The organism is Bacillota bacterium, from assembly GCA_023511835.1.
Lineage (GTDB): Bacteria > Bacillota > Sulfobacillia > JAIMAT01 > JAIMAT01 > JAIMAT01.
The window spans coordinates 1-10,990 of the sequence record JAIMAT010000067.1 but is presented as its reverse complement, the minus strand read 5'-3'; the positions used below and the strand labels follow the sequence as shown (position 1 = coordinate 10,990).

Annotated in this window: 13 protein-coding genes; 1 reads left to right on the top strand and 12 read right to left on the bottom strand. The window is 72.7% G+C overall.

Annotation, left to right across the window (positions count from 1 at the left end; genetic code table 11):
* On the top strand, positions 1-846 hold an 846-nt coding region (locus K6U79_09180; GenBank protein MCL6522524.1), incomplete at its 5' end, for a polyribonucleotide nucleotidyltransferase.
* A gap of 124 nt (positions 847-970) precedes the next feature.
* Here K6U79_09180 and K6U79_09175 read toward each other — a convergent pair.
* From K6U79_09175 to K6U79_09120, 12 genes are all read right to left on the bottom strand, one after another.
* Positions 971-1,546: a transposase gene (locus tag K6U79_09175; GenBank protein ID MCL6522523.1), complete on the bottom strand. Its 576-nt coding sequence runs from the start codon at positions 1,544-1,546 to the stop codon at positions 971-973.
* A 167-nt stretch (positions 1,547-1,713) separates the two neighbouring features.
* Positions 1,714-2,271 (bottom strand): elongation factor P, encoded by a 558-nt coding sequence (gene efp, locus K6U79_09170; protein MCL6522522.1) that lies wholly within the window; start codon positions 2,269-2,271, stop codon positions 1,714-1,716.
* A gap of 49 nt (positions 2,272-2,320) precedes the next feature.
* Positions 2,321-3,400 carry a Xaa-Pro peptidase family protein gene (locus K6U79_09165; protein MCL6522521.1) on the bottom strand — a complete coding sequence of 360 codons (1,080 nt, stop codon included), beginning with the start codon at positions 3,398-3,400 and terminating at the stop codon, positions 2,321-2,323.
* A gap of 38 nt (positions 3,401-3,438) precedes the next feature.
* A complete protein-coding gene (locus K6U79_09160) occupies positions 3,439-3,951 on the bottom strand; it encodes an adenine phosphoribosyltransferase (protein MCL6522520.1) in 513 nt (170 codons plus the stop codon).
* A 20-nt stretch (positions 3,952-3,971) separates the two neighbouring features.
* Positions 3,972-5,243 carry a serine hydroxymethyltransferase gene (locus K6U79_09155; GenBank protein ID MCL6522519.1) on the bottom strand — a complete coding sequence of 424 codons (1,272 nt, stop codon included), beginning with the start codon at positions 5,241-5,243 and terminating at the stop codon, positions 3,972-3,974.
* A gap of 98 nt (positions 5,244-5,341) precedes the next feature.
* Positions 5,342-6,847: an aminomethyl-transferring glycine dehydrogenase subunit GcvPB gene (gene gcvPB, locus K6U79_09150; protein ID MCL6522518.1), complete on the bottom strand. Its 1,506-nt coding sequence runs from the start codon at positions 6,845-6,847 to the stop codon at positions 5,342-5,344.
* The gene (gene gcvPA, locus K6U79_09145) at positions 6,832-8,187 is read right to left on the bottom strand and encodes an aminomethyl-transferring glycine dehydrogenase subunit GcvPA (protein MCL6522517.1); all 1,356 of its coding nucleotides are present in this window, start codon (positions 8,185-8,187) and stop codon (positions 6,832-6,834) included. Before gcvPA ends, gcvPB begins: the two co-directional genes overlap by 16 nt.
* Complete coding sequence (gene gcvH, locus K6U79_09140) at positions 8,184-8,579, bottom strand: glycine cleavage system protein GcvH (protein ID MCL6522516.1); 396 nt, start codon at positions 8,577-8,579, stop codon at positions 8,184-8,186. The genes gcvPA and gcvH overlap by 4 nt, the downstream gene beginning before the upstream one ends.
* 5 nt (positions 8,580-8,584) lie before the next feature.
* Positions 8,585-9,646 (bottom strand): glycine cleavage system aminomethyltransferase GcvT, encoded by a 1,062-nt coding sequence (gene gcvT / locus K6U79_09135; GenBank protein MCL6522515.1) that lies wholly within the window; start codon positions 9,644-9,646, stop codon positions 8,585-8,587.
* Positions 9,647-9,917: 271 nt separating this feature from the next.
* Positions 9,918-10,430 carry a pilus assembly protein gene (locus tag K6U79_09130; protein ID MCL6522514.1) on the bottom strand — a complete coding sequence of 171 codons (513 nt, stop codon included), beginning with the start codon at positions 10,428-10,430 and terminating at the stop codon, positions 9,918-9,920.
* A complete protein-coding gene (locus K6U79_09125) occupies positions 10,427-10,798 on the bottom strand; it encodes a pilus assembly protein TadE (GenBank protein MCL6522513.1) in 372 nt (123 codons plus the stop codon). The genes K6U79_09130 and K6U79_09125 overlap by 4 nt, the downstream gene beginning before the upstream one ends.
* A gap of 53 nt (positions 10,799-10,851) precedes the next feature.
* Positions 10,852-10,990, bottom strand: a 139-nt coding sequence (locus K6U79_09120; GenBank protein MCL6522512.1) for a Flp family type IVb pilin, incomplete at its 5' end; no start/stop codon positions are given.

Below are 10,990 nucleotides of genomic sequence, written 5' to 3'. Positions count from 1 at the left end.
GCTACTTACAAGTCATTCATGCTCCATTACAAGTTCCCGCCCTTTTCTGTTGGAGAAGTCAAGTTTCTAAGAGGCCCTTCCAGACGCGAGATAGGGCACGGGGCTTTAGCAGAAAGGGCTCTCCTTCCCGTGATTCCCCCTAAAGAGGAATTCCCTTACACTCTTCACCTGGTGAGCGAAGTCCTGGAATCCAACGGTTCTACTTCCATGGCAAGCGTCTGTGGCTCTACCATTGCCTTGCTGGATTGTGGGGTGCCCATCAAAGCTCCTGTGGCAGGCATTGCGATGGGGCTTATCAAAAGTGAAGATCGCTTTGTCGTTCTAACGGATATCCAGGGCATTGAAGATTTCTGTGGGGATATGGACTTCAAGGTCGCCGGCACCCGCGAGGGCATCACCGCGCTTCAATTAGACACCAAGATCTTTGGAGTCCCCTTCCCTATCCTTCAAAGCGCCCTGGAGCAAGCGCGCCAGGCACGCCTGTATATTCTGGACAAAATTGAGGAGGCTCTTCCCGAAAGGCGGAAGGAACTCAACCCCAATGCCCCACGAATCTGCACCGTCCAAATTGACCCGCTCTGCGTAGGCAAACTCATCGGACCTGCCGGCAAGGTCATCAAACGGATCATCCTGGAGAGCGGAGCAGAGCAAATTGACGTTGAGCAAGACGGCACGGTCTATATCCTTGCCAAAACCACGGAAGCCATCAACAAAGCCACTCAAATGGTGCAGGGCTTAATGCACGCGACAGAGGTGGGAGCGGTCTTCACAGGTCCCGTCACCCGCATCTTGGGAAGAGGGGTGATGGTGGAGTATCTGCCCGGGAAACCGGGCGAGAACCCTTAGAGCCGGCCGGCACCGGAGCCCGCGACGAGGGGCCGGCCGCCCGGCGCGGTGCGGGACGGGGGCAGGCAGAGCGCGGCCGGCGGGACCCCCGGGGGCGGGCCGGCTCGCGGGCTCTCATGGCTCCCTATCCGCGCTGGTCTTCGACGACGGTGACGCGGCTCGCGCGCTCGCGCTGCCCGCCGGCCCGCATGCGCGCGCGACCGCCTCCGCGTCCGCCGCCCGCCGGGCCGTCACGCCCGTCGCGCCCGCCCGGCGGGCCGCCCGCCTCGTGCGCGGCCTCGCCGGCGCCCCGGCGCGCGCCGCCCTGCCGCTCGTCCCGCTCCAGGCGGATGTTCTCGCCGCAGTTGGGGCAGATCAGCTCGACGCGGCCCTCTTCGTCGGCGAAGTCGGACGGCTGGAACTCGAGCACCAGGCCGCAGTTGGGACATTCCACCGAGGTGGCGGCCTCCTCCCCGGCCTCGGACTCCCCGCCGGGCGTGCTCCAGAACTCGTTCTCCACCTGGGCCAGGTCCTCGTCGACGCTCTGGACGTACTCGTCCAGCTCCGAGGTGTCCTCGCGCAGCGCCTCCAGCTCGCCGGCGATGCCGTCGAGGACGTCGAGGATGCCGCGCATCAGCTCCGCCGTCTGCTGCCCGTCGACCCGCTCCAGCCCGTTGGCCAGCCCGTGCAGGTAGGCGATTCGGGCCTGCAGCTCCTCCATGGCCTTCTTCCACCCCCTCGCTCCGCCCTCGGCGGCTAGTATCCCCGCGGAAGGCGGTGGGCCGGGGCGGAACGAGGGGCCAATTGCTCACAGTCCATCCGCGGCCGGCCAGCTGGCCGCCGGCATGCGAAAGCGGCGCGGACGGCCGGAGGCGCGCCCGCACGGCGCTAGGCGCGGCTGATGTACTCGCCCGTCCGGGTGTCGATCTTGAGCAGGTCGCCGTTCTCGACGAAGAGCGGCACCCGGACGCTGACGCCGGTCTCCAGGCGCGCGTTCTTGGTGGCGTTGCTGGCGGTGTCGCCGCGCACGCCCGGCTCGGTCTCCACCACGCGCAGTTCGACCACGTTGGGCATGTGGACGCCCAGCACGCGCCCCTCGTGGAGCACCAGGTCGACCGGCATGTTCTCCTTCAGGAAGCGGATCTGCTCCCCGAACATCTCGCGCGGCACCGGGAACTGCTCGTACGTCTCGTTGTCCATGACGAAGTAGGTGTCGCCGCTCTGGTAGAGATACTGCCCCGGCCGGCGCTCGACGATGGCCTGCTCGATCTTGACGCCGGCGTTGAACGTCCGTTCGTAGAGCGCCCCGGTGGCCAGGTTGCGCAGCGTGGCGCGCACGAAGGCCGGCCCCTTGCCCGGCTTGACGTGCTGCGACTCGACGACCTCGTGGATCTGGCCGTCCAGGACGATGAAGACGCCCGCGTGGAAATCGTTGGTCGAGATCATGCCATCTCTCCCCCGGCGGCGCCCGGGCCCCGTCCCGCCCGACGGCGGCTCAGAGGACCCGCAGCTCCTTGGAACTCGAGCAAAGGTTGCGGTACCCGTCCGCCGTCACCAGCACGGTGTCCTCGATGCGGACGCCGCCCCAGCCGGGCCGGTAGATCCCCGGCTCCACGGTGACCACCATGCCGGGCTCCAGCCGCTCCTCGCTGCCCGCCGCCAGCCTGGGCGCCTCGTGGACGTCGAGGCCCACGCCGTGGCCGAGGCTGTGGCCGAAGGCGGCGCCGAAGCCCTCCCGCGCGATGCGCTCGCGGGCGGCCGCGTCCACCTCGCCGCCGGTCGCGCCGGGGCGGAGCGCCTCCAGGCCCGCCTGCTGCGCCTGCCGGACGATCTCGTAGACGCGGCGCTGCTCCTCGTCGACGTGGCCCACGGCCACGGTCCGCGTCACATCCGAAGCGTAGCCCCGCCAGCTGGCGCCGAAGTCGATGGTGACCAGCTCGCCCGCCTGCACGCGCCGCTCCGAGGCGTAGCCGTGCGGCAGCGCCCCGCGCGGGCCGGAGGCGACGATGAACTCGAAGGCCGCGGCCTCCGCGCCGCGCTTGCGCATGGCCCACTCCAGCGCCAGGGCGAAGTCCGACTCGCGCACCCCGGGCTTCAGCTCGGGCAGGACTTCCTCCAGCGCCTCCTCGGCGATGCGGCAGGCGGTGGCGACGGCCTCCACCTCGGCGGGGTCCTTCAACCGGCGAAGCTCTTCCACCAGGCCCCCGCCGGGCACCACCTCGAGGCCATGCCAGCGCCGGCGCAGCTCCTCGCCCGCCGCCCAGGAGAGCTGGCCCTCCTCGAAGGCGACGTTGTGCACCGACTCCTCCTCGAGGATGCGCAGGGCGACGGCCAGCATGTCCTCCTCCGGCCCCTGCCCGTGGCGGTGGACCTCGAAGCCGGGCGCCCCCTGCCGGGCGGCCTCCACGTAACGGAAGTCGGTGATCAAGCAGCTCCGGTCGCGCGTGATCAGGAGCGCGCCCGCCGACGAACGGAAACCGCTGAGATAATAGCGATTCTTTTCACCCGTGATCCAGACGGCCTCGAGGCCGCGCCGCTCCATCGCCTCGCGCAGCCGCGCCAGACGTTCCTCCAAGCCGTTCGCCTCCCGAGTGCCGGCAGGGGCCGGCCGCTTCAGAGCTGAAGGAGCGAGAAGACGGGCGCCTCCAGGCGCTGGCGCCCGTGCAGCTCGCCCAGCTCCACCAGGTAGCAGAAGCCGCTCACGCGGCCGCCCAGCTCCCCGATCAGCCGCGCCGCGGCGGCGCTGGTCCCCCCGGTCGCCAGCAGGTCGTCGACCACCAGCAACCGGTCGCCGGCGCGGATGGCGTCCTCGTGCACCTCCAGCGCCGCCTGCCCGTACTCCAGCCGGTAGTCGACGCGGCGGACCCGCGCCGGCAGCTTGCCGGGTTTGCGCAGCGGCACGAAGGGCAGGTCGAGCGCCAGCGCCAGCGGCACGGCGAAGAGGAAGCCGCGCGACTCGATGCCCGCCACTGCCTCCAGCGGCTCCCCCCGCCAGTGCTCCGCCATGCGGCGCACCACCTCGCGCATGGCCGCCGGCTCGTGGAGGAGCGGCGTGATGTCGCGGAAGAGGACGCCCGGCGCCGGGAAGTCCGGGATCTCGCGGATGAGCGAGCGGATGGCCGCCATTCCCGCCGTTTCCGCCTGGTTCACGGGAGCTCTTCCTCCTCGTCTGCGGTGGCGCCCTCGTACGGAAGCGGGAAGCGCCGGCAGAGCGCCTCCACCTCGCGGCGCAGCGCCTCGAGGTGCGCGGCGTCGTCGCGCCTCCGGAGCGCGCTCACGATCCACTCGCCGATCTGCCGCATCTCCTCCGCGCCCATGCCGCGCGTGGTCAGGGCGGGCGTCCCCAGCCGGATGCCCGAGGTGACCGTGGGCTTGGCCGTGTCGAAGGGGATGACGTTCTTGTTGACGGTGATGCCGACGCGCGCCAGGATCTCCTCCGCCTCCTTGCCGGTCAGGCCGAGCGCGCCCACCTTGGCCAGCATCAGGTGGTTGTCGGTGCCGCCGGAGACCAGCGGCAGACCCAGCTCCTCGAGGGTGGCGGCGAGGACGCGCGCGTTCTCCACCACCCGCTCCTGGTACTGGCGGAAGGCGGGCTGGAGCGCCTCCCCGAAGCAGACGGCCTTGGCCGCGATGACGTGCTCCAGCGGCCCGCCCTGGATGCCGGGGAAGACGGCGTGGTCAACGGCGCGCGCCTCCGCCGCGGTGGTGAGGATGAAGCCCGAGCGCGGGCCGCGGAGCGTCTTATGGGTGGTGGAGGTGACAAAGTCGGCGTGGCCCACCGGCGTCGGGTGGAGGCCGGCGGCCACCAGCCCGGCGATGTGCGCCATGTCCACCATCAGTTTCGCGCCCACGGAACGGGCGATGCGGGCGAAGCGGGCGAAGTCGATGAGGCGCGGGTAGGCGCTGGCCCCGGCCACGATCAGGCGCGGCCGGACCTCCTCGGCCAGCCGCTCCACGGCCTCGTAATCGATGGTCTCGCTCTCCCGGTCGACCCCGTAGGCGACGAAACGGTACCAGCGCCCCGAGAAGTTGACGGGGCTGCCGTGGGTCAGGTGGCCACCGTGGTTGAGGTCCATGCCTAGCACGGTGTCGCCGGGCTCCAGCGCCGCATAGTAGACGGCCATGTTGGCCTGCGCGCCGGAGTGGGGCTGGACGTTGGCGTGCTCGGCGCCGAAGAGGCGTTTGGCCCGCTCCTGCGCCAGCCGCTCCACCTCGTCCACCATCTCGCAGCCGCCGTAGTAGCGGCGCCCGGGGTAGCCCTCGGCGTACTTGTTGGTCAGGCAGCTGCCCATCGCCTCCAGCACCGCCGGGCTCGTGAAGTTCTCCGAGGCGATCAGCTCGAGCCCGCCGTTCTGGCGCCGCGCCTCGGCGCGGATCAGCCGCGCCACCTCGGGGTCGCTCTGCTGCAGGTGCTCCATCGTGGCCACGCCTCCGACCTCCCCGTCCTCGCCACTCGCTTCCTCCCTGCGGGCGGGCCGGCCGTCCCGCGCGGCCCGCCCGCCGCTCCCTCCGCCCGTCAGCCCTGCCCCGCCTGCCGCGGCTGCCAGCGGAGCACCGGGCGGCGGGCGGCCGAGACCTCGTCCAGGCGCCGCACGGGCGTGGTGAAGGGCGCCTGGCGAAGCTTCTCCGGCTCCTCGCGCGCCTCGCGCACGATGGCCTCCAGCGCCTCGGCGTAGGCGTCCAGCGTGGCCAGGCTCTCGGTCTCCGTGGGCTCGATCATCAGCGCCTCCTCGACGATCAGCGGGAAGTAGACGGTGCCCGGGTGGAAGCCGTAGTCCAGGAGCCGCTTGGCCACGTCCAGGACGCGAACGCCCGTCTCCTTCCTGAGCCGCTCGCCGGAGAGGACGAACTCGTGCATGCAGCTCCGGTCGTAGGGGAGCTCGAAGCTGCCGGCCAGGCGGCGCATCAGGTAGTTGGCGTTGAGGACGGCCGTCTCCGCCACCTGCCGGAGTCCCTCGCCGCCCAGCGTCAGGATGTAGGCGTAGGCGCGGACGGCGACGGCGAAGTTGCCCCAGAAGGCCTGCACCTTGCCGACGCCTCCCGCGGCCGGCCGCGCCGTTCCGCCCTCGCCCCCCCAGTCGAAGCGGTAGCGGTCGCCGTCGCGGACCACCAGCGGGCGCGGGAGGAAGGGCTCCAGACCGGAGACGACGCCCACCGGCCCCGACCCCGGTCCGCCGCCGCCGTGCGGGCCGGAGAAGGTCTTGTGCAGGTTGAGGTGGACGATGTCGAAGCCCATGTCGCCCGGGCGGGCCCGGCCCAGGATGGCGTTGAGGTTGGCGCCGTCGTAGTAGAGGAGCGCGCCCGCCGCGTGGACGCGGCGCGCGATCTCGAGCGTCTGCTCGTCGAAGAGGCCGAGCGTGTTCGGATTGGTCAGCATGAGCGCCGCCACGTCCGGACCCAGGGCGGCCTCCAGCGCCTCCAGGTCGATGCCGCCGCGGGCGTCGGAGCGGACCTCCACCACCTGGTAGCCGCACATGGCGGCGCTGGCCGGGTTGGTGCCGTGGGCGGAGTCGGGGACGATCACCTTCTCCCGCCGCTCGCCGCGGCTCTCGTGGTAGGCGCGGACGATGGAGAGGCCGGTGAACTCGCCCTGGGCGCCGGCGGCCGGCTGGAGCGAGAAGCGCGCCATGCCGGTGATCTCGGCCAGCGCCGCCTCCAGCCGCGCCATCAGCTCCAGCGCTCCCTGGCTGGCCCGCTCCGGGGCCAGCGGGTGGAGGTCGCGGAAACCGGGGAGCGCGGCCAGGGCGTCGTTCCGCTTCGGGTTGTACTTCATGGTGCAGGAGCCCAGCGGGTAGAAGCCGTTGTCGACGGCGTAGTTCATCTCGGAGAGGCGCGTGTAGTGGCGGACCACCTCGGGCTCGCTCACCTCGGGCAGGAGCGGCGCCTCGCGCCGCCGCAGTCCCGCGGGCAGATCCGCCAGCGGCTCCTCCTCCGCGCCCGCCGGCGCCGGCACGTCCAGCGGCGGCAGCTCGGCCCCGCGATGGCCGGGGCCGCCCAGCTCGTAGATCAGCGGCTCGCCCACGCCGCCAGCACCTCCCCCAGCGCGCGCACGTAGCCGTCCAGCTCCTCGCGGCTCCGCTTCTCCGTCACCGCCACCAGAAGCCGCCGCTCCCAGCCGGGGCGGAAGCGCCCCAGCGGCAGGCCGGCCAGGAAGCCGCGGTCGAGCATCGCCTCGGAGACGGCCTCGGCCTCCTGCGGCAGCTCGACCACGAACTCGTCGAAGAAGGGACCGTCGAAGGCGAGCCGGACGCCGGGCAGGCGGCCGAGCTCCGCCGCCAGATAGCGCGCCTTGAGCGCCGACTGGCGCGCCACCTCGCCGAGGCCGCGCGTGCCCAGCGTGGCCAGGTAGACGCTGGCCGCCAGGGCCACCAGCGCCTCGTTGGTGCAGACGTTGGAGGTGGCGCGCTCGCGGCGGATGTGCTGCTCCCGCGCCTGCAGCGTCAGCACGTAGCCGACGCGGCCGTCCACGTCGCGCGTCTGTCCGGCGATGCGCCCGGGCATACGGCGCACGTACCGCTCGCGCGCCGCGAGGAAGCCCAGGTACGGCCCTCCGAAGTTGAGGTGGCTGCCCAACGGCTGCCCCTCGCCCACGGCGATGTCCGCCCCCAGCTCGCCCGGCGAGGCGAGCAGCCCCAGCGAGACCGGGTCGACGACCAGCACGGCCAGGGCGCCGCCGGCGTGGGCCGCCTCGACCAGCGGCCGCGGGTCCTCGATCAGCCCGAGGAAGTTGGGCTGCTGCACCACCACCGCCGCCACCGTCTCGTCCACCTGCGAGACCGCGCCGGCGGCGATCCGCCCACCCTCCTCGGGCAGCGTCTCCAGGCGCAGCCGCGGCCCGCGCGCGTAGGCCTCGGCCACGTCGCGGTAGAAGGGATGCAGCGTCGAGGGCAGCAGGAAGCGCTCGCGCCCGGTGACGTTGGCCGCCATGAGCAGCGCCTCGCCCAGCGCGCTCGCCCCGTCGTAGAGCGAGGCGTTGGCCACCTCCAGCCCGGTCAGCCCACAGATCATGGACTGGTACTCGAAGATGGACTGGAGGGTGCCCTGGCTCACCTCGGGCTGGTAGGGCGTGTAGGCGGTGAGGAACTCGCCGCGGCCGACGATGGCGTCCACCACCGCCGGCACCCAGCGGTCGTAGGCGCCCGCGCCCAGGAAGCAGACCGCCTTGGAGGCGTCCGCGTTCCGCGCCGCCAGCCCGCCCAGCTCCCGCTCCAGCTCCAGCTCGCTCAGCGGTCCCGGCAGCCGGAGCGGCCGCCCGAGGCGCGCCTCCTCGGGCAGGACGGCGTAGAGCTCCTCCACGCTCTCCAGGCCCAGCGCCGCCAGCATGCGGGCGCGCTCCTCCTCGCCCTGGGGGATGTAGCTCATGCCCCTCCCTCCGCCCCGATCAGCGCCCGGTAGCCGGCCGCGTCCAGGAGCGACTCGGCCTCCGCCGGGTCGTCCGGCTCCAGCCGCACCATCCAGCCCTCGCCGTAGGGGTCCTGGTTGACCTTCTCCGGGCTGGCGGTGAGCGCGCCGTTCACCTCGGCCACGCGGCCCGAGATGGGGCAGTAGATATCCGAGACCGACTTGACCGACTCGACCACGCCCAGCGCCTCGCCCGCCCGCAGGTGGCGGCCCACCTCGGGCAGCTCTACGTAGACCACGTCCCCCAGCTCCGACTGCGCGTAGTCGGTGATGCCGACCCGTGCCGTCCCGTCGCCCTCCAGGCGGACCCACTCGTGTTCGCGGCTGTAGCGCAGATCCTCCGGCACCTGCACGCCCTCTAGCCCCCTCGACGCGCCGCCCCCGGGCGGCGATAAAATGGCAGCTTGACCACCTCGGCCTCCACCCTGCGCCCGCGTACCTCCACCTCCAGCCTCTCCCCCGGCTGGGGCGCCTCCCCCTCCAGGAGCGCCAGGCCCAGGTTGGCCTCCAGGCTGGGCGCGTAGGAGCCGCTGGTGACGCGGCCGGCCGGCCGCCCGTCGCGGAAGACCTCGTAGCCGTGGCGGGCGATGCCCCGCCCCACCATGCGGAAGCCGACCAGGTGGCGGCGCGGCCCCTCGCGTCGGACCCGCTCCAGCGCCTCCCGCCCGAGGAAGTCGCCCTTCTCGAACTTGACGAAGCGGCCCAGGCGGGCCTCCAGCGGGTTGATCCCCTCGTCCAGCTCCTGCCCGTAGAGGGGCAGGCAGGCCTCGAAGCGGAGCGTGTCGCGCGCCCCCAGGCCGGCCGGCAGGAGCCCTCGGGGCCGCCCCGCCGCGAGGATGGCCCTGGCCAGCGCCTCGATCTGCGCGGCGCCTGCGTAGAGCTCGAAGCCGTCCTCGCCCGTGTAGCCGGTGCGCGAGACCAGCGCGCTCACCCCGGCCACCGTGGCGCCGTCGAGGAAGCGGTAGCTGCCCAGGTCGTGGATCGGCGCCTCGGTCAGCTCCTCCAGGATCGCCTCGGCTTCCGGCCCCTGGAGGGCGATCTGGCCCCAGCCCTCCGTCTCGTCCTCCACCTCGGTCTCGAAGCGGCGCGCCAGCTCCGCCAGGTGGCGGAAGTCCTTGGCCGTGTTGGCCGCGTTGACCACCACCAGGAAGGAGCTCTCGCCCCGGCGGTAGACGACCGCGTCGTCGAGGACGCCCCCGTCCTCACGGCAGAAGGGCGTGTAGACCGCCTGCCCCACCTCCGCCTGCGCCACCGCGTTGGTGGCGGCGAAGTCGAGCAGCGCGGCCGCCTCGCGGCCGCGGACGACGATCTTGCCCATGTGCGAGACGTCGAAGAGGCCGGCGGCCGAGCGCACGGCGCGGTGCTCCTCCAGGATGCCCGAGAACTGGATGGGCAGCTCCCAGCCGGCGAACTCGCCCATGCGCGCCCCCAGCTCGCACTCCAGCCCGTAAAGCGGCGTGCGCAGGAGGCCGTCCTCCCCGCGGACGGCGTTGCGCACCTCCTCCGCGGCCGGGCCGGAGCCGCCCGCAGCGGGGCCGGCTCCCTCGCTTCCCTGCGGCCATGGCGGCACGTTCCCATCTCCCGTTCGTCGCGGGCTCGGCCCGCCGGCACCGCCGGCGCCGCCGCCTCCGCGGTTGGCAACCCGCGCCTATCATAGCGGATCGGCCCTCTCCCCTTCCTCCCGCGCGGCTTCAATCCTCCCAGAAGCCCGGCCGCTCGATGACGCTGGCGTCCCCCTGGACGCGGAGCGGAAGCCGGCGACCGCCCAGGAAGAAGCTGCGCGCGTTGAGCGTCACGCGCACGCTGACGGTGGGGTCCGCCAGCCAGCGGCCGCTCCACGGGTGGCGGCGGGGCGCTCCGGCCGCTGCGTTGACGGCCAGCGTCTCGATGACGTAGGGCTCGCCGGGCAGGGCCGCGCGGGCATTGGCGTCGGCCACCGCATAGGCGGCCGCCTCCGCCTGGCTGGTCAGGAGCCAGCGCTCCCCCTCGGCGAGCCGCGCCAGGTCCAGCTCCTGGACGCCGGCCAGCGCGCCCAGGTCGGCCGCGTTCTGGGCCAGCGCGCGGAGCACGAAGAAGCGCCCCACATCCGCCACCAGCGCCAGGAGGAGGAGCAGGGCGGGGAGCGCCAGCACGAACCAGGCGCTGACCGCTCCCCGCTGCCGGGCGCGCCCCGCCCGCCCGCACCGGCCGTTCTGCCGCCTCACCAGGCGTCCCCCGTCCGGTCGCCCAGCCGCTCGCTCCGTCCCACCGACTCGCTGCCCAGGCGGAGCCGGTTGCGCCCGCTGACGCGACTGACCGGGTTGTGCAGCTCCCGCTCGGTCTCGACACGCACGTGGACCAGCGTGCCGTAGGTGGCGTGCCGCGGCCAGATCTCGATCCGGGCCTGGGCCGGGTCCAGCCCGCCTGCCGCCAGCTGCTCGCGCACCACGTCGAAGGCGCCGGGCGAGGCGCCGCCGTCGATGGCCGCCCGCCGCCCGCCGGCGCGGGCCGCCTCCGCCACCACCAGCTGGCCGTTGAGGACGGCGCCGAAGTCGACCAGAGCCACCAGAAGGAGGACGAGCAGGCCCAACACCAGGGTGAACTCCACCGTGGCCTGGCCGAGGGTCGACCTCGCCCTCCCCCCTCCTACTGGGCGCCCACGATGGTGTTGGTCAGCTCCGTGATGCGGTCGCGCAGCGCCCGCCCCAGCGTGGTCAGGGAGGTGATGAGCACCACCACCACCAGCGCCAGGAGCAGCGCGTACTCCGCCGTCGAGACGCCGCGC